This is a genomic window from Paenibacillus sp. 2KB_20 (assembly GCF_052115765.1).
In the GTDB taxonomy this organism is placed as follows: Bacteria; Bacillota; Bacilli; order Paenibacillales; family Paenibacillaceae; genus Paenibacillus_AQ.
The window spans coordinates 22,700-42,011 of record NZ_JBFRHH010000020.1 but is presented as its reverse complement, the minus strand read 5'-3'; the positions used below and the strand labels follow the sequence as shown (position 1 = coordinate 42,011).

14 protein-coding genes and 1 pseudogene are annotated in these 19,312 nt (G+C 49.6%); 11 read left to right on the top strand and 4 right to left on the bottom strand.

All coding sequences use genetic code 11. The annotated features are described in order from the left end of the window. The first annotated feature begins 10 nt into the window (after nucleotides 1-10). From mltG to AB4124_RS31290, 5 genes are all read left to right on the top strand, one after another. Nucleotides 11-1,054: an endolytic transglycosylase MltG gene (gene mltG / locus AB4124_RS31310; protein ID WP_076320461.1), complete on the top strand. Its 1,044-nt coding sequence runs from the start codon at nucleotides 11-13 to the stop codon at nucleotides 1,052-1,054. Nucleotides 1,055-1,166: 112 nt separating this feature from the next. Next, nucleotides 1,167-2,099 carry a peptidase U32 family protein gene (locus AB4124_RS31305; RefSeq protein ID WP_441975246.1) on the top strand — a complete coding sequence of 311 codons (933 nt, stop codon included), beginning with the start codon at nucleotides 1,167-1,169 and terminating at the stop codon, nucleotides 2,097-2,099. Between the two features lie 12 nt (nucleotides 2,100-2,111). Further along, nucleotides 2,112-3,458 carry a peptidase U32 family protein gene (locus AB4124_RS31300; protein ID WP_441975245.1) on the top strand — a complete coding sequence of 449 codons (1,347 nt, stop codon included), beginning with the start codon at nucleotides 2,112-2,114 and terminating at the stop codon, nucleotides 3,456-3,458. A gap of 214 nt (nucleotides 3,459-3,672) precedes the next feature. Next, entirely contained in the window at nucleotides 3,673-5,847 is a 2,175-nt protein-coding gene (locus AB4124_RS31295; protein ID WP_441975244.1) for a methyl-accepting chemotaxis protein, read from the top strand. Nucleotides 5,848-6,318: 471 nt separating this feature from the next. Further along, entirely contained in the window at nucleotides 6,319-8,109 is a 1,791-nt protein-coding gene (locus AB4124_RS31290; RefSeq protein ID WP_441975243.1) for a peptidoglycan D,D-transpeptidase FtsI family protein, read from the top strand. On the opposite strand, the gene AB4124_RS31285 is transcribed toward AB4124_RS31290, so the two are convergent. After that, entirely contained in the window at nucleotides 8,058-9,221 is a 1,164-nt protein-coding gene (locus AB4124_RS31285; RefSeq protein WP_430133387.1) for an AI-2E family transporter, read from the bottom strand. The genes AB4124_RS31290 and AB4124_RS31285 overlap by 52 nt on opposite strands. A gap of 142 nt (nucleotides 9,222-9,363) precedes the next feature. On the opposite strand from AB4124_RS31285, the gene AB4124_RS31280 reads away from it, so the two are divergent. Further along, nucleotides 9,364-10,746 carry a polysaccharide deacetylase family protein gene (locus AB4124_RS31280; protein WP_441975242.1) on the top strand — a complete coding sequence of 461 codons (1,383 nt, stop codon included), beginning with the start codon at nucleotides 9,364-9,366 and terminating at the stop codon, nucleotides 10,744-10,746. Nucleotides 10,747-10,875: 129 nt separating this feature from the next. Here AB4124_RS31280 and ilvD read toward each other — a convergent pair whose 3' ends face one another. Further along, nucleotides 10,876-12,564, bottom strand: coding sequence for a dihydroxy-acid dehydratase (ilvD, locus tag AB4124_RS31275; protein WP_076320468.1), 1,689 nt, complete (start codon nucleotides 12,562-12,564; stop codon nucleotides 10,876-10,878). Between the two features lie 238 nt (nucleotides 12,565-12,802). Further along, nucleotides 12,803-13,042: pseudogene (locus AB4124_RS31270) on the bottom strand (KGG domain-containing protein); the annotation flags it as partial. A gap of 209 nt (nucleotides 13,043-13,251) precedes the next feature. Here AB4124_RS31270 and AB4124_RS31265 point away from each other — a divergent pair. The 3 genes from AB4124_RS31265 to mgrA all read left to right on the top strand — a co-directional run bounded on the left by AB4124_RS31265 (nucleotide 13,252) and on the right by mgrA (nucleotide 15,949). Beyond that, nucleotides 13,252-14,019, top strand: a complete 768-nt coding sequence (locus AB4124_RS31265) for an HAD family hydrolase (protein WP_379415474.1) — start codon at nucleotides 13,252-13,254, stop codon at nucleotides 14,017-14,019. A 37-nt stretch (nucleotides 14,020-14,056) separates the two neighbouring features. Continuing rightward, nucleotides 14,057-14,809, top strand: a complete 753-nt coding sequence (locus tag AB4124_RS31260) for an NAD-dependent protein deacylase (RefSeq protein WP_076320470.1) — start codon at nucleotides 14,057-14,059, stop codon at nucleotides 14,807-14,809. Between the two features lie 123 nt (nucleotides 14,810-14,932). Next, nucleotides 14,933-15,949 (top strand): L-glyceraldehyde 3-phosphate reductase, encoded by a 1,017-nt coding sequence (mgrA, locus tag AB4124_RS31255; RefSeq protein WP_441975241.1) that lies wholly within the window; start codon nucleotides 14,933-14,935, stop codon nucleotides 15,947-15,949. Between the two features lie 137 nt (nucleotides 15,950-16,086). Here the strand turns inward: mgrA and AB4124_RS31250 are convergent, their stop codons facing one another. Next, complete coding sequence (locus AB4124_RS31250; RefSeq protein ID WP_441975240.1) at nucleotides 16,087-16,950, bottom strand: AraC family ligand binding domain-containing protein; 864 nt, start codon at nucleotides 16,948-16,950, stop codon at nucleotides 16,087-16,089. 189 nt (nucleotides 16,951-17,139) lie between these two features. On the opposite strand from AB4124_RS31250, the gene AB4124_RS31245 reads away from it, so the two are divergent. Beyond that, complete coding sequence (locus AB4124_RS31245; protein ID WP_441975266.1) at nucleotides 17,140-18,318, top strand: galactokinase; 1,179 nt, start codon at nucleotides 17,140-17,142, stop codon at nucleotides 18,316-18,318. A 1-nt stretch (nucleotide 18,319) separates the two neighbouring features. Further along, nucleotides 18,320-19,309, top strand: a complete 990-nt coding sequence (gene galE / locus AB4124_RS31240; RefSeq protein ID WP_441975239.1) for a UDP-glucose 4-epimerase GalE — start codon at nucleotides 18,320-18,322, stop codon at nucleotides 19,307-19,309. The last annotated feature ends 3 nt before the right edge of the window (nucleotides 19,310-19,312 follow it).

Sequence of the window (19,312 nt, the reverse complement as noted above, 5' to 3'; positions counted from 1 at the left end):
GATGAGTAGATTGAAGAAACTGGCAATAGCAGTATTGGTCCTGATCCTAGTTGCGGGTGGGGCCGTATTCTACGTATGGAATGGTTTACAGCCCGTTCACAGCTCGGAAACTCCTGTCGAATTTACCGTGGAGTCCGGCATGAGCACGTCCTCTATCGCCGATCTGCTGGAGGAAAAGGGATTGATCAAGAACGCCCTTATACTTAAAGGTTATTTAAAGCTTAGCGGGGAAGGAAGCCGTCTGATGGCAGGAACCTATGAGGCAACCCCAGGCACTCCGTTCAAGGAACTATTATCGAAGATGAACAAAGGCGAAGTGAAGCCCGAGGAAATGGTTCGTTTCACGATCCCTGAGGGATATACGATCCTTCAGATGGCAGAGACGATCGCTCACGAGAGCGGAATCGATGAGCAGGAATTTCTGAAGGTTGTGGATCAGACTGCCGGCTGGGATGTTCCGATTGCAGGAGAAATTCCCCAAGAAGCAGACCTCAGGCATCACCTCGAGGGATACTTGTTCCCTGCGACCTATGAGTTACCGAAAAAGGATATCACGGCAACAGGCATTGTAGAAACCATGCTGAAAGAAACGGAGAAACGTTTGGCTGAAATTCCGGGTTGGGAGAATCAGTTAAAGGCTCGCGGCGTGACATTCCATGAACTCATGACCATCGCTTCACTGGTTGAGCGGGAAGTGGTTGCAGATCAGGAGCGTGCCCTGGTGGCCGGCGTTATTTATAATCGATTGGAAGAGGATATGAGGCTGGAAATCGATGCAACCGTTCAATATCTGTTAGATAAACCGAAGGAACGACTGCTTTATGCCGATCTGGAGGTTGAGAGCCCGTATAACACTTATCGTCAAAAGGGTTTGCCGCCTGGGCCCATCTCAAGCCCGAGCCTGGAATCTATTCAGGCTGCCCTGAATCCGGAGAAATCCGAATATTTGTTCTATGTGACAAAGAAAGACGGTACACAAGAGCATTTGTTTGCCAAAACGTATAAAGAGCATTTGAAGAATATCGAGACCAGCAAGAAGATGGCACAACAATAATAATATTACGTGTTTAGCATTTCCCCTGATACGCTGCTGACAAGGAACAGATCCTAGCTTCGTACTCAGAAGAGTCTTGTTGAACACCCTCTATGTAGGGAGGAATTTTTAAATGAGTATCAAATCTGAATTATTGGCGGCAGCTGGGTCCGTGGCTGATGCCGCTGCTTATCTGGAAGCGGGAGCCGATGCACTGCTCGTCGGCGAAGATCGATTCGGCATGAGATTGCCCGGCAGTCTGACATTGGACGAAATAACTCAAGTCGTACAGCTTGCTCATGAGCGAGGAAGTAAAGTATACGTAAGCTTGAACAATTTGATGACGAATGATTTGCTGCCGGAGCTTCCTGCCCATGTTAAGGCACTCGGAGAGATCGGAGTAGACGCGGTGGAATTTAACGATCCATCGGTGCTCACTACCGTAAAAGAGTTGGCTCCACAGGTAAAACTTCATTGGAATGCAGAAATGACCGCCACCAACTACTCAACGGCCAATTATTGGGGAAGCAAAGGCGCATCCCGGGTTATTCTTGCGCGTGAATTAAATATGGATGAGGTAACCGACATGAAGCCGCAGCTTCAACTGGAAGCACAGGTTCAGGTTCATGGAATGACAAACATCTATCATTCCAAGAGACGCCTGGTCAACAGCTATATGCAGCAGCAGGGCAGGCCCGTGAATGAGGGCAGCCTTGGCAAGGAGCGCGGTTTGTTTCTCATTGAAGCTGAGCGTCAAGAAGAGAAGTATCCGATCTATGAGGATATCAACGGAACCCATATTATGAGTTCGGAGGATATTTGCATTCTGGAGGATCTGCATCTCTTAATGGCAGCAGGCATTGACAGCTTTAAGGTAGAGACGCTGCTGAAGCCGCGGCATTACAATGAGCTGGTGATTCGAACTTATCGCCAAGCGATTGATCGATATGCTGCAGATGCTTCAACTTATGCATTTCAGGAAGAGTGGATGGACGGAATCCGCGCTATTCAGGATCCGGAACGTGAATTGTCGTTTGGATTTTTCTATAAGGAACAAGTTTATTAAGGAGTGGACAGCATGGAAGCAATGGCACAGCCAACGTATAAGGGCAAACGCTATCGCCTGGACAAGCCGGAATTGCTCGCCCCGGCTGGTAATTTGGAAAAATTGAAATTTGCGGTGCATTATGGCGCCGATGCGGTATATATTGGGGGTCAGAAATACGGCCTTCGTTCCAATGCGGACAACTTCAGCTTTGAAGAAATGAAAGAGGGCGTGGAGTTCGCCAAGAAATACGGCGCTAAAGTATTTGTAGCAACCAACATATATGCGCATAATGAGGACATTGAGGGAATTGAATCCTACCTGCGAAGTTTGGAGGAAGCCGGCATTGCGGCAATCATCGCTGCAGATCCGGCTATTATTGAGGTGGCCAAACGTGCTGCACCCAAGCTCGAAGTTCATCTGAGCACACAGCAATCCACATTGAATTGGCAGGCCGTGAAGTTCTGGAAGGACGAAGGATTGCCGCGGGTTGTACTGGGACGCGAGGCGAGCCTGGAGGAGATCGCAGCGATTAAAGAACATGTCGACATTGAGATCGAGGCCTTTATCCATGGGGCGATGTGCTCCTCGTTCTCCGGTCGCTGCGTGTTATCCAATCATTTTACGGATCGTGATTCCAATCGGGGCGGATGCTGCCAATCCTGCCGTTGGAAATATGATTTGTTTGTGGATGGAAGAGAAGATCAAGGCCAGTGGGTATCGGAAGAACAGCAGTTGATAGAACAGCCGGCCCCTGCTCCGTCCCCATTCAAACCGGGGGTTACGCAGATCCCGCTGTTCCAGCCGGAAGACAACCAGTTTACGATGGGGTCGAAGGATCTCTGTATGCTCGAGCATATTCCGGATCTGATTGAGGTGGGAATCGACAGCTTCAAGATTGAAGGACGGATGAAATCGATCCATTACGTAGCGACAGTGGTCAATGTTTATAGACAGGCGATTGATTCCTATATGGCTGACCCTGAGCATTATGTATTGAAGCCGGAATGGATTGAGGAAATTAATAAAGCGGCCAATCGACCGCTGAATACCGGATTTTTCTATGATACACCGGATCATGAGGATCATATCTATGAACCGGAAGAGAAGGCGGTTCCTTATGACTTCGCCGGCTTGGTGATGGAGTATGATGAGAAATCGGGAACGGCCGTCATTCAGCAGCGAAACCACTTTAAGCCTGGGGATGAAATCGAGTTTTTTGGACCGGAAGGAACCTTCTTTAAGCAGTCAGTTGGTCCTATTAGGGATGAGAATGGCAATGAACTTGATGCAGCTCGCCATCCTTTGCAGCTTATTCGCATGAAGGTGGACCAGCCGGTGCGTCATTTTGATATGATGAGAAAACGCAAAGGAAAATAAAAAATATAGTCACTTAGAACTACACAATTGAGAATCCGGGTCTGTGGATGGACCTTGGATTCTTTTTATTTGTAAAAAAATTAGGGATTAAGAATTATTTTTTTGCGAAAACCCAAAGGAAAACACCTCCAATTGTCGAAATAAAGAGTAACGAATACGTTTCAAGGGATTGGACCGACGTATTAATAATATGATTGTGGTAGGTGAACAGCTAATGTCAGAAGTTGAGCAGCATGATAAGAAGCCGAAAAAGAACAAGAAGCCCGGAGGAATTAAAGAGAAAAAGGAAAAACCTTCGGCATCAACAGGGATACATACTGCCAAGTCGTTCTTTTCAAACGTGGGAACGGCTATAAGCCGGATGCCAATGAACCCGGCGAAATCCGTCGGAATTCGGTTGTTCCTGATCTTTTTGTCAGCTATTGTATTTTTTGTTATCGTCTTGGGGTATCTGTCGTACGATAAGGCGAAGAGCACGATTGAGAAGAATGCTGCGAACGGCAATCAGCAGACGATCATTCAAACCTCTGAGAAAATCGACATCATTCTGGAGAAGTATGAGAATGCCGGTAGATCAATCTTCTATGACATTGAATTGCAGAAGTTATTGTCTGAATACACGGATAAAAAGTTAAGCGATTACGATTCATTTACGGTGGAGCGCAGCATTCGCGATAAACTATCCAATCAGATTACATCGGATTCGTCGATCAGAGCCATTTATCTGATTCCTACCAAGGGAGAGAAGATCATATCGGCAGGTCAAACCTCAGAATCCTCCAAAACTGTCCTTGAGCAAAGCTGGTATGCCGAACTGAAGGAAGGCAACAAGAAGATAATGTGGCTGCCAACGATGCAGAACAGCGGAGCTCCATATTTCACGATTGCTCGTTCTTTGGGGTCTATGAATGATCTGAATTCAACGTATGTGGTTATGTTTGAACTCAATGCCTCGGTATTGGATACGCATCTGAAGGGGATCAACCTGGGCGAGAACGGCCAACTGCAATTGATCAGTCCGGAAGGCATCGTTGTCTCCTCCAGCGAGTCTTCCATTGTGGGTAACGAAACCGCCTGGACGTTTGCGAAGGAGTTTCCGGAGGACTCCAGAACGGATAATGTAAGAACCAAGGATGAGAACGGAAGACAGGTTCTGGCGGTGTACAATACGCTCAGCGCTAACGATTGGAAACTCGTAGGTTCTGTCCAAACCAGCGAGCTCACGAAGGATGCGTCAAGCATCCTGGTCATCACGCTTATCGTGGCTGCCATCGACGTTATTTTTGCCATTCTGATCGGGATTTGGATGGTAAGAATGATTGCCCGTCCATTAGGCAAGCTTAACCTGTTGATGAAAGAAGGCGCCAAAGGCAATTTGAATGTTCGTACAGACCATAAGAGCCAAGACGAAATCGGTCAGCTCTCCGCAAGCTTTAACGATATGATGGAGCAGATCACCGGACTCGTTCAGCAAACGAGCAATACCGCTCAGGAAGTGCTTAGAACGGCTACCGAGTTAAGCGATGCCTCGAAGAAGACGGCTATTTCCGCCAAAGAAATTGCCGTAGCTACCGAGGAAATTGCCAACGGTGCCAGCAGTCTGGCGGTTGAAGCCGAACGCGGCAGCGATCTGACCAACAACATCTCGAAGCAGATGCAAATTGTCGTTTCCGCCAACGAAGAGATGGGCAAATCGGCCCGTCACGTGGAAAGCGCAAGTGAGCTTGGAACGAAGCATTTGAGCGACTTGCTGGATAAGACCCATCAAACCGAGGATATGACCCGCTCGATGATGCACAAGGTCGATGGCTTGAAGGAGACGACTTCATCCGTTGTCAAAGTGCTTGACGTCCTTCAGAACATTACGAAGCAAACGAACATCCTCTCATTGAATGCAACCATCGAAGCGGCCCGTGCCGGGGCGGCTGGTAAAGGCTTTATGGTCGTGGCCGATGAAATTCGCCAGTTGGCAGACCAATCCAGGCAGTCCATCGATATGGTCAGCCAGATTACAGATCGTATCATGACCGAGATGAATGAAACCGTGCAGGTATTGCTGGACGCGAACCCACTCTTCAAGGGTCAGATGGATGCTGTTAAGGAAACGAACGATATCTTCGTATCCGTTCAGCAGCAGATGGTCGACTTTATTGAGTCCTTGGATTCGGTAACGCATTCGATTGATGAACTGAATGAATCTCAGAATGTACTTTCGGAAGCGATGAGTAATGTGAGTGCGGTAGCCGAAGAATCCTCTGCAACTTCGGAAGAAGTGGCTTCTCTCTCCACAGAGCAGCAAAGCGTCAGCAGTCAGCTGGTAAATCTATCATCGCAGCTGGAGAATGTATCGAATGAGCTGAAAGAGACTTTGTCTCGTTTTAGACTGTAAGATTGAATATATAATTCAAAGGCTGTTCCATCAGTTTAAGCTGATGGAGCAGCCTTTTTTCAGATTACAGAATTTATAAGTTTTCAGTGTAGCAAAAGCCATTCTGTATTCGCATTTATAGGTTTTGGGGCTCCCCGCAAAGTATTTGGAATAAGGAACGAAGTATAGACTCCACTTTGTGGGGCTTTTTTTCGATATCGGATAAAAATAACTTTCAGAGGAGATGGGATTTTGGAAAAAATGCCAAGAGAAAAAGTATGGCACATGGATGCGTTACAAGGAAGACAGGGACCGTGGGCAAACTATATTTTCGCAAGTGCAAGATTCAAGTGCACGTTGACGTTAAGTGTCAACCTTTTAATCGTGGGTGTCTTTTCTGGAGAGCTCATTTTTGTAGAGAAGTGAACATGATTGAGTCAGGCCCCATATGGAAATAATGATGAGACATAGACCATATTGGAGGAGCAAGACATGAGGCTAATCCGAAATAAGCGAATTGCATACGGATGGCTGATACTGACGCTATTGATCGCCGTTTTGACGCTGCGTCTTGCATGGGTACAGCTTGTGATGAAGCATCAGCGGGTACCCGGCAGCCGACATACGATGGTAGAGGCATCGCTCATACAGAGGGAGCGAGGCATTGTGCTGGATTCCGGTCGCGGACATTTTACGGATCGGAACGGAAAACCGCTCACGGGCAAGCTCATCTGGGCAGCCGTGTTGTTTCCTGCAGGCGAGAAGGAACTGAAGAGCTCCCATAATCAGTTAGTGAAGCTGGCCCGTATACTGGGAACAAATAAGGATCATTTGATACAGACCTGGGGCAAGCTAAAGGAGCCTGAATTGTGGCATGGAGATAATTCGCTCATTCCTCGATCCTTAACCAAAGATCAGATTGTGCAGATTCAAGAGCTTGATCTTCCCAAACTTAAGGTTCTTCCTTATGAGCAGCGGTACGGCAATCGCCAATCGGGAATGCAGTGGCTTGGTTTTGTGTCAGGTCAGCGTAAGGAAAGCCTGTTCTTTGACGATGATCCGGAGGTTACCGGAACCAGTGGATTGGAGAAAACGATGGATTCGTTGATACGTGGGGAAGGGCCGACCATCGTCTATTTTCCGGTTAACAGCACCAATGAGGTCATTCAGGATATTAAGCCGATGGTGAAGGCACCTGATAATCGGTACTATCCGTTAAGGGTATCCACCACGATTGATATTGATATTCAACGAGGGATTGAGGCCTTAACGGAGAAAGCGGGCATGAAAGAAGGAGCGGTTGTTGTGCTGGACGCTCGAAACGCAGATATCGTGGCTATGGTCTCCAGGCCATTCTATAATCCGGAGCAGATTCACCCGAAGGACGGCCAGTGGGAGAATCGCGGATTGAAAGCAGCCACGCCAGGTTCCATCTTCAAGCTAGTCACGGCCGCAGCCATACTTGAGAATGGTTTAAGCTCTGAAAGCGAACAGTTCCATTGTGATGGCGAATACGGTAAGTTCGGAATGTCCTGCTGGAAAAAGGGAGGGCATGGAACGATTGATCTTCGCGAAGGCTTCGCGGAGTCATGCAACGTCGTATTTGCTACTCTAGCGGAGAGACTGTCAGCTCATCAAATGGCGGAGGCGGCCTCCGCGCTGGGCTTCGGGCAAACGGTAGGCTGGAAATCCAGGCAGTTTTTAGGGCTTCGTTCCTTTGCGCCATTGGATCATGAAGAGAAGGGCACGGTTTTTTCCAACTCTGTGGACACCTCTGACGCAGGTGTTAGGGTCCAGACAGGCATAGGCCAAAGGGACGCTGCCGTATCCCCACTGCAAGCAGCCAATGCGATGGTCACGCTGCTTCATGGCGGGGTGAAGACCAAGCCCCGTATTTTACAGCAGATCCGGTATGCTAACGGCCAGCTGCTCCAGGATACGGATCCACTAAAGGAGTGGATAGCTGGAAGGGGTATTTCCCGGGAAACCTCTTCCATCCTGCTCGATTGGATGGAGGATGTCGTCGAAAAGGGAACAGGCAGCACATTAAAAAATCGCAAATGGACTCTTGCCGGTAAATCCGGAACGGCGCAGGTAACCATAAAAGGCCGTGCCCGAAACAACCAGTGGTTTGTCGGGTACGGCCCAGTGGAGAAGCCACGTTATGCCGTGGCTGTATTGGTTGAGAACCGGAGCCCGAACAGCAGCAATCAGGCAACGGACATATTCGGTCAGGTTTCCGATTTCTTGGCTTCAGTTGAATCGGTCTCCGGCTCTGCGTAAGAGCGGGACATGTCCCAAGGGGAAACCTCGAATTCTTCGCTTGGCAGCCGGATCCACTGCTTCAGATATCCCTGGGTAAGCAGTTCCTTGATGAGAATCAGAAGGATAGGAGCCAGAATCAAACCGGCAACTCCAAAAATGGACAGCGAGATCATCATAAAGGACAACATCAGAAATGCTGAGGATACGCCGATCGAGTTTCCTGTAATTTTTGGTTCAAGCAGCTGTCTGGAAATGACAACTACGGCAAGCAGTACGATCAAGCCAATGGCAAGCCCAGTGTTGCCGACGATGAACAAATAGGTAATCCACGGAATAAGAATAACGGGAACACCGAGCAGCGGCAGTACATCGAACACAGCGCAGATGAGCGCAACGGACAGGGAATTTCCCGTACCTAAGATCAGAAGTCCTATGTATACAATGACAAAGGTAATGCTGACAAGCTTCATCTGAGCTTTTAAATACGAGCCAATCGCCTTGAATACATTTTCTTTGAGGAAAAGAAAAGCCGTCTTGAGGGTCTTCGGCGTCTTGTCTTTGGCGATTCTCCGCCAGCTGCCGATCTCAATGCTCAGGAAGAAAGCAAGGATGATCGCAACCCCGAAATTCGCAATGAACGAGGAGAACGACCCCATAAACCCAATGACATAATGGAAGAACGATTCGGCAGCACCCTGGGCAAAAGTGGTGATGTCCTGGAAATAACCGTTCAGACGGTCTGTCAGATCGGGTGGCAGCGCGTCGAGCTTGGTTTGGAGGAAATTCAGGCTCTCTGAAAAATGTCTCTGGATCGTTTTGGTGTAACCTGGCAAATTATCCTGCAAGTTCATGAACTGCGATACGATTAGCGCTCCGGCTCCGAACAGGATGCCTAGGATGACCAGCAGGAAGAGCAGAACGGATATCGCGGCAGCAAATGGTTTTGGCAGCCCCCTGCGGTGCAAGAATTTGGAGAAAGGCTCGATAATCAGGAAAACGAGGAAAGATAAAAACACCGGAGCCGCAATTTGGTACAGCTTGCTGAATATGAACATGATCAGGTAAACCGTAAGCACGATTAAACCTATATCGAAGGCGGTTCTCCAATATTTTTTATACAAGGGAAGCATAGTGGGATATCGGCTCCTTTATACTATATTAATTGATATCATTGTACACGATTTGTGAAAAAAAAGCCTATTTCTTTAAGTGCTATGCTAAAATAATAATAGTGGGTTCTTTAGAAAAAGAAATAAAAAGCGGGGAGTTAGCATGCAAACATTACTGCTATGGTTGTTTTACCTTTCATCTTTTTATGCATTTATTCCCGGCATCTTGACCCGGATATTTGGATTCCGAGTATTTCGCAGGGGAACAGGCTCGAACGACTTCGCCTTAACCTTTGATGATGGTCCTGATCCCGTCTATACACCAAGACTGCTGGATCTCTTGAAGCAGCATAATATGAAGGCGACGTTTTTCCTGGTGGGTTCTCATGCCGAGAAGCATCCAGAAGTTGTAAAACGCATTCATAGTGAAGGTCATCTGATCGGGATTCATAACTATGTTCACAAGAGCAATTGGTTCATGCGGCCGGTCACCGTCCGTAATCAGGTCAAGCGCACGGATGATATTATTTATTCCATCACCGGTGAGCGCTCGAGTTATTACAGACCGCCGTGGGGAATCGTGAATTTATTCGATTTTGCCAAGAATACCGGCTGCCGCATAATCCTATGGTCGTCGATGTTTAATGATTGGCGGAGCAAGATTGGCGCTGACAAGCTGACTCAGCGAATGCTTGCCAAGCTTAACGGTGGCGAGGTTATGCTCCTTCATGACTGCGGCACGACTGTGGGGGCGAACCCCGATGCACCGGAGCAAATGCTGATCGCATTGGAACGTGTTCTGAAAGTCGCAGAGCAGAAGGGAATGAGCAGCGTCCGAATCGACGACATGATAGCGAAGGAAAGCAAAGTGAAAGCGAAGAAGCCGTCTCCTCTCAAGCGTATGATCGTCTCGTTGTGGCTTCTCTGGGAAAAAGGATTTCATGCGGTGTTTGCGCTCGAAACGGTTACTCCGGGGGACCCGATGCTGCATTTCCGGAAGCGTACTTTTACCGGTAAAACGGTCGTGATGGAAGATGGCAGCCGACTTGAAAAGGGAGACCAGGTGCTAGAACTTCATTTTGATAACAAAAAATTGTTTGAGATCGGCAGCCGCTCCCGTTCGGAAGTACAGCTCGCCATCAAAATGATTCGTGCCGTGCAAAAAGACCTGCCTTCTCTGGCTAATATGGTGCTGGAACGGCCTGAGTACAAGGATATCAAGGGTTTGTATGCTGTTACCATGATTTCACGGGGACCGGAGCAATTCGGATTTCATGTCATGGATTTACCGCGGGGACTGTTTGCAAGCTCGTCCAGACTGTATCTGAAACTGCTGCTTAGCGTCATTCATCCGAAAGGGCAGGCCCGTCTTAAAGAGGGCAGTCAGATCATGGAGCCGAGAATGCTCATGATGCCGGTGGATGTGCTGATTGGCCGTTATGCTGAGAAGAAGAATCAGGCCCAGCCTCCATCCGAGGAGCAGCAGGAAATACAACAAGAACATGTGGGTGACATGGCCGTTGCCAGTGCATCGCAGGGTATGTAATTCATCGAACCGATTGTTTTCTGTCATTATGTATGGATCATCTCTCAGATGGAATTTGGATATAAAAAAGGGGTTATCCCTGCAGGCTTACCAATGCCTGCGAGGGATAACCCCTTTGCTTTGTTTGAATTAGATTTTCAATACGCCGCCTGAGCTGGCGTTCGTAACAAGCTTCGAGTAACGAGCGAGATAACCAGTCTTCACTTTCGGTTCGAAGTCAACCCATTTGCTGCGGCGTACAGCCATTTCCTCATCGGAAACGCCCAGCAATTGAATCGTCCGGTTATTCAGGTCAAGCTCGATGATATCTCCGTCTTCAACGAAAGCGATAGGTCCGCCTTCTGCCGCTTCCGGCGAGATATGTCCGATACTGATACCGCGGGATGCGCCGGAGAAGCGTCCGTCTGTGATCAGACCGACTTTGGCCCCAAGCCCCATACCTGCGATCTGTGAAGTCGGCGCCAGCATTTCTGGCATACCAGGTCCGCCCTTCGGCCCTTCATAACGAATGACAACCACATGGCCTTCTTTAACCTTGCCGTTGGCGATGCCGCTAAGCGCTTCATCTTGCGAGTTAAAGCAGATGGCAGGTCCTTTATGGTATCCTCCAACCGATGGATCAACGGCACCGACTTTGATGATCGAACCTTCAGGAGCCAGATTACCATACAGTACGGCGAGACCACCGCGCTCGGAATATGGAGAATCGATCGGATGGATAACGTTCTGATCCTGAATTTCGCAGCCCTCTACGTTCTCGGCTAGCGTCTTGCCTGTTACGGTGATGCGATCCCCGTGCAATGCGCCAGGCTTCTTAAGAAGCTCGTGCAGAACCGCGCTTACGCCGCCTGCCAAATGCACATCCTCGATAAAGTAATCCGAAGCTGGAGCCAGCTTGGAGATGTGAGGAACGCGGTCAGCAACTTCGTTGATTCGCTCCAGCGGGTAATCGAGACCGGCTTCTTGAGCGAGAGCCAATGTATGAAGCACCGTGTTGGTGGAGCCGCCCATGGCCATATCGAGCGCAAACGCGTTGTCGATAGCTTCTACGGTTACGATATCACGCGGCTTGAGGTCCATTTTTACGAGCTCCATCAATTGTTTGGCTGATTGTTTAACGAATTCTTTACGCTCTTCGGCAATGGCAAGAATGGTGCCGTTGCCCGGCAGAGCCAGACCCAGCGCTTCGGCGAGACAGTTCATGGAATTGGCGGTGAACATGCCGGAACAGGATCCGCAGGTTGGACAACCGAATTGTTCCAATTCGAGGAGCTCATCATCATTGATTTTGCCAACCTGGTGAGCGCCGACGCCTTCAAATACGGAGGTCAGTGACAATTTACGGCCTTTGCTGTCCACGCCGGCTTTCATCGGTCCGCCGCTGACAAACACCGTTGGGATGTTGACGCGCAGGGCACCCATCAGCATGCCTGGCGTGATTTTGTCACAGTTCGGAATACATACCATACCATCGAACCAGTGAGCGGATACGACAGTTTCCAGGGAGTCGGCTATGATCTCGCGGCTTGGCAGCGAGTAGCGCATGCCGATATGTCCCATGGCAATTCCGTCATCCACGCCGATGGTGTTAAATTCGAACGGAACGCCGCCGGCTTCACGGATCGCTTCCTTCACGATTTTACCGAATTCCTGAAGATGCACATGACCCGGAACGATGTCGATGTAAGAGTTACATACGGCGATGAACGGTTTGCCGAAATCTTCTTCCTTAACGCCTGCTGCACGCAGAAGGCTGCGGTGCGGCGCGCGGTCGAAGCCTTTTTTGATCATGTCTGAACGCATTTTTTTGGTTGTCATGATGTCGATTTCCCCCCAGATCTATTATAAAATTGTTACGCTTTAGCGCGGTCTTCCGGCAAAGCAGCCGGGTACCTGTAAACAGCGAATAGGTTTTAAATGAGTCTATCACAAAAAGGTAGGTTTTTCTACATGATATTAATTAGGAAGCGATGGAAAGAGGCCTGTTGTGATGGCATGCAAAGAGCCTGTTCCCATAGGGTGGGCACAGGCTCCTATTTGAGTGATGGTACTATTTCTTGCCGCCTTTGCGGCCAATTTCCTGATAGAATTCACGATTATGATTCCGCGAGGTGGCTTCGCCGCCCTTTTGACCGATTTCCTGGTAAAACTCGCGGCTATGGTTCTTGGACGTCGCTTTGCCGCCTTTTTTGCCGATTTCCTGGTAGAATTCGCGGCTATGCTTTTTAGCGGTCGCTTCGCCGCCAAGACGTCCTGCTTCTTCGCGGGTCATCTTTCGATTGCTGCTTGTTGCCATCACAAATCACTCCTTTACCGTCGTATTTGCTATGCGTATATGTTACTTACCACGGCTCATTTGTCATGAATCAAAACATTCGACTAAAGATTGGAAAATTCCCATTTCGGATCGATTTCTGAGTCCCAGCGTTAATTCCGTTTAAATCAGAGTTTATTTCATGGTTTAATAAGAGTATGATCAAGAATAGGATAGGGAGGTTTTTTACATTGCCGTTTGTTCAAGTGAAGGGACGAACCGTTCCCTGCAAAGGGATTTTGTTTGATAAAGACGGAACGCTGCTCCATTTCATGGCGCTATGGGGAGGATGGACCGATTATGTGCTCAAGTTCATGGAGGAACGGCTGGAATTAATGGGAGCCGGCTTCACGCTGCCGAAAGAGCAGGTGCTGGGCACAAAGCATGATGCAAGCGGGCGCGTATCGGGTTACGATCTTCAGGGTCCGCTCGCCATGGGCACTGTGGAGGAGACAAACGGGCTATTGGCTTGGCAGCTGTACGCTGCAGGAATGCCCTGGAACGAGGCGATTATGCAGGTCCATCAAATTACGAAAAACGCCATGTATGAAGTTCGTCAGCAGAAGCCGGCATTCCCGATGCCGGGGCTGGAGAATTTTCTGAAGAAGTGCAGCTTGGCTTCCGTGAAGATGGCCGTGGTTACTTCGGATGAAACCTCAAATGCCAAGGAACAGCTGGAGTGGATGGGGCTTCACTCTTCCTTTACGGCCATTTTAGGAAGAGATCAGGTTCGAAACGGCAAGCCGCACCCTGAAATGACGGAGACCGCCTGCCGCCTGCTTGGGATTATGCCCGAGGAAGCGGTGGTGATTGGTGACAGCAATGCGGATATGCAAATGGCGAAGCAAGCAGGCGCCGCTCTGGCTGTGGGTTTATTGACAGATGAGGGGGAACCTGTACATCTGACAGATGCCGATGTTATCATATCCGATTATAATGAATTAGACGTGCACAGGTAGACGTGTTATTTTAAGGGCTGTACGGAGGTGTAAAAGAGTGGAGAACAGGGAAAAGATCGAGCAGTTGGCAACATGGATCGAAGCGAGCGACTACATTGTTTTTTTCGGGGGAGCTGGTACCTCCACGGAGAGCGGGATTCCTGACTTCCGTTCGGCAGCCGGACTATACCAGAGCGAGCACCAATCTCCGTATCCGCCGGAGGTCATGCTCAGCCACACTTTTTTTATGAAGCATCCGGAAGTGTTTTACGACTTTTACCGGAGCAAGATGCTTCACCCGCATGCGCAGCCGAACGGCTGTCACCGGCTATTGTCGAGACTGGAACATGACGGTAAGCTGAAGGCGGTGGTCACGCAAAATATCGACGGTTTGCATCAGACCGCTGGATGTTCTGAGGTGTTGGAGCTTCATGGCTCTGTGCATCGCAATTATTGCATGGATTGCTCCCGGTTCTACAGCCTGCAGGATATTCTGGACATCAAGGAAACCGTCCCGCGCTGCAAGGATTGCGGAGGACTGGTGCGTCCGGATGTCGTGCTGTATGAAGAGGAATTGGACCAAAACATCATCATGCGCTCGATCCAGGAAATATCGACGGCGGATTTGTTGATTATAGGCGGGACTTCGCTGACAGTACATCCCGCTGCGAGTTTGATATCCTATTTTCATGGGAGCAAGGTGGCTTTGCTGAATGCAGACCCAACCCCTTACGATCACCGGGCAGGCCTCTTGATTGCGGATCGGATCGGTCAGGTCATGACGCAGGTGGATAAGCTGATCAGCACGTAACGGCGACAGAGGCGGCGTGCTGCTGCACCTATAACTGTAATCGTTTTCTTGTCAAAGGACGACCAAACACGATAAGATGGAATTTAGCAATGGACCTATCACTTAGAGAGGCAGGGATTGTAAGTGACCTATGTGGCTAGCGAAGACCGCTATGAAGGAATGAAGTATAACCGCGTGGGGCGATCCGGATTGAAACTTCCGGCGATCTCCCTTGGATTATGGCATAATTTCGGTAGTGTCGACACGTATGAAAACGGGCGTAATATGATTACGCGCTCCTTCGATCTGGGCATAACCCACTTCGATCTGGCGAACAATTACGGACCGCCTGCAGGCTCTGCCGAAGAGACGTTCGGTAAAGTTCTCTCAAGAGATCTTAAGGCTTACCGTGATGAAATCGTCATTTCGTCCAAAGCGGGCTACTATATGTGGCCTGGACCTTATGGTGACTTTGGATCACGTAAATATCTGGTAGCAAGTCTCGATCAGAGCTTGAAACGAATGGGTCTGGACTATGTCGATATTTTCTATCATCATCGGATGGATCCAAAAACGCCGCTTGAGGAAACCATGGTGGCGCTAGATCATCTTGTTCGTTCAGGCAAGGCGCTTTATGTTGGAGTCTCCAATTATTCGCCAGAGAAGACGCGGGAAGCGATATCGATTCTGAAAAGCCTGGGAACTCCGCTGCTCATCCATCAGCCAAGCTACTCCATGCTGGACCGTTGGGTGGAGAATGGACTGCTCGATGTCCTGGAAGAGAACGGAGTCGGAAGCATCGCCTTCACTCCGCTTGCTCAAGGACTATTGACCAACAAATATTTGAACGGCGTGCCTGGCGATTCACGCGCCGCAAGCGCATCCGTATTCTTGAACGAGAGCAATATCACGCCTGAAGCGCTGCGCAAGATCAGAGCTTTGAACCAAATCGCTCAAGCGCGGAACCAGAGTCTCGCCCAATTTGCTCTCGCCTGGGTCCTCCGCGGCGGCCGGGTGACATCTGCCCTGATCGGGGCAAGCAAGGTGAGCCAGATCGAAGACAATGTAGCTGCCTTGAACAACCTGGAGTTCTCGAAGGAAGAGCTGGATCGCATTGAAGCGATTCTGAAAACAGAGAACACCTCTTCCGCAGAAGGATGATCATTTGCCACTAATGATTGCATGCCGAACATAACATAGATTCCAACATACATGAATGGAGCGCCTCAGGATGATTACGGACCTGACATGCGCTCCTTTTTTCATTGAAATATATCGGACTGACGATATCATTAAAGTTAAGTTAATGCGGAGGATGAGAGGATATCCTTGCGGTACCGTGTCGGGGATCGGCCGACAAGACGCTTGAACTGACGCGAGAAATAAAGTGGATCGGTGAGTCCAACGGATGCGGAAACCTGCTCGATGGACAAATCGGGGCGTTCGCGCAGCAGCCGCTTGGATTGGTCGATTCTTAATTTAAGCAGATACGTAATCGGAGTCATGCCCGTTTCCTGCTTGAAGATGCGCGACAGGTATGCGCGGTTGTAACCTAAGCTAGCGCACATTTGTTCAATCGAGACGGGATGAGCGTACTGAGAAGCCATGTAATTGATCATTTGCTTCACCGTGCGCTGAACCTGCGGTTCTGCCAGTGTTAAACGGGACGGCCGGTCACTCCGATTCATGATCTCAGCCCAGATTAAATGCAGATAACCGATGGCGGCGATATGTGAGCTTTCTTCCCTGGATTGAAAATGGCTTTGAATAAGGGACACATAGCCGGGAATCGGGTTGTTCTCCATGAGATGGAGGACAGGCTTTTCGGGTGTGAGTCCCGAACGGGATACGCCTTCGCCGGCTTGCTCTCCATCAAAGGCAACCCACCGATAACGCCAGGGCTGGTTCGCATCGGATACATAACTGACAATCTGACCGGGATGGATAAGGAAACAGTCGCCGGGGCCGAGCTGATACCTGTCGGTTTCGGTTCGAAATACGCCATGTCCCGACTCGATGATATGCAATAAGTAATGATCGTATATTTTCGGCCCCAATGCATGCTCCGGCCGGGTCTGGCTCTCACCGGCGAATCGGACGTGGAGCGAACCGCTGCCTTGCTGGGCAGGATTGGAAGCAACAGAATAGGTTGGTTTCATCATTCATTTTCCTTTACAATAAGTTTGGGAAAAAGAGGAACTACGGGGACATCGTTGATTTTATGAATTCATTGTACCTCCAGAAGTCACATAAATCCATATGTAACGCACAAGATTTCATTATCGGTTAACGAGATTTCCATTATACTGAAGACAGTAAAACTACCATATGTACAGGATGGAGTGATGGCAGTGACGACGCAACAGCTTATGGAAAGATTTATGGACAAGCACGGTGAGAACCAGCATAAGGTTCGCATATTTAACGCACCCGGTCGCGTGAACCTGATCGGGGAGCATTTGGATTATAACGGAGGTTACGTGCTTCCGGCCGCCTTGGAGTTTGGCACCACCTTGATTATAAGGCCGCGCGACGATAACAAGGTAAGCTTTTCATCCACGAATATCCCCTATGAACTAACGATCAGCCTGGATGATGATTATGGCCACAAAAGCGATCAATGGACGGATTATCCGGTCGGCGTCATAACGGAGCTAAATAAAATCGGCTGCAACCTTAGCAGCGGTTATGACCTGCTCTACCATGGAGATATCCCGAACGGCGCAGGCCTCTCATCCTCGGCGTCCATCGAAGTGGTCACGGCTTACGCTTTCTTGAAGATGGAAGGCAAGGAGACGGATACGGTGGAGATTGCAAAGCTTTCGCAGCGGGTGGAGAACCTGTTCGTTGGCGTCAACTCCGGCATTATGGATCAATTCGCCGTAGCCAACGGCAAGCAGGATCATGCCATTCTGTTAATGTGCGATACGCTGGAGTATGAGCTGGTACCTTTCCGGACCGGAGCATACAAAATCGTGATATCGAATACCAACAAACGGCGCGGACTCGTCGATTCCAAATACAATGAACGCCGCAGCGAGTGCGACCGCGCTTTGGAAATTTTGCAGAAGGAGCTGCCGGCGTTATCGTATCTCGCTCAACTGAATCCGGATCAATTCGCAACCTTGCAGGACAGCATCCGAGATGAAACCGTCCGAAGACGTGCCCAGCATGTCGTTGAGGAAAACCAGCGTGTGCATGATTCCGTGAAGGCTTTGAAGAACGGTGATCTGGAAGCATTCGGACAATATATGAACCAGTCCCACGACTCTTTGCGTTATCTGTACGAAGTAACGGGCGATGAGTTGGATGCGCTGGTGGAAGAAGCTCAGCGGATTCCAGGCACGCTGGGTTCCAGAATGACGGGAGCCGGTTTTGGAGGCTGTACGGTATCTCTCGTGCACGAGGATGCGGTGGAGCGTTTCATCACGGAAGTGGGGCAGCAGTACGAAGCCAGAATTGGACTGAAGCCGGATTTCTACGTATGCGGTGTAGGTCAAGGCGTGCTTGAAGTGAAGGAGGGCGAATAATATGGCTATTTTAGTAACTGGCGGTGCGGGTTATATCGGTTCTCACACCGTAGCGGAGCTCTTGGAGCAGGGGGAAGAGGTTGTTGTGATCGACAGTCTGGAGACGGGGCATCGCGAAGCGCTGATCGGCGGAAAGCTGTATGTTGGCGATTTGCGTGACAAGGCGCTGCTGAAACAGCTGTTTTCGGAAAACGACATTGATGCCGTTATCCATTTTGCCGCGAATTCACTGGTTGGCGAGAGCATGAAAGATCCGGTGAAATATTACGATAACAACGTATACGGCACGCTGTGCCTGCTGGAAGCCATGAATGAAGCGGGTGTGCGGAAGATCGTCTTCTCGTCAACGGCAGCAACCTACGGCGAGCCTGAGAAGGTGCCGATCAAGGAAACGGACCGGACGCAGCCGACGAACGTGTACGGGGAAACCAAGCTGATGATGGAACGGATGATGTCCTGGTTTGATACCGTGCTTGGCGTGAAGTATGTGTCCCTTCGTTACTTCAACGCAGCCGGCTCGCATGCCAGCGGTAAGATCGGTGAGGATCACCGGCCAGAAAGCCATCTGATTCCGCTTGTCCTGCAAACGGCTTTGAAGCAGCGCGCAAGCATCTCGGTGTTTGGCGATGATTATGCAACGCCTGACGGCACATGTGTCCGTGACTACATTCATGTCAGCGATCTTGCGAACGCGCATCTGCGCGCGGTTGAGTACCTTCGCCGCGGAGAGTCCAGCAATGTGTTTAACCTCGGCAACGGACTTGGGTTTTCGGTTAAGGAGGTTATCGAGACCTCGAAGCAGGTGACGGGTGCCGACATTCCGGTTGTCATGGAAGCTCGCCGTGCCGGTGACCCTGCGGTATTGGTGGCGTCATCGGACAAAGCGCGAACGGTTCTCGGATGGACACCATCCCGAACGACGCTTGAGGAGATTATCGAGAGCGCATGGAAATGGCACAGCAGCCGTCCGGACGGTTACGGTGACAATTAATCC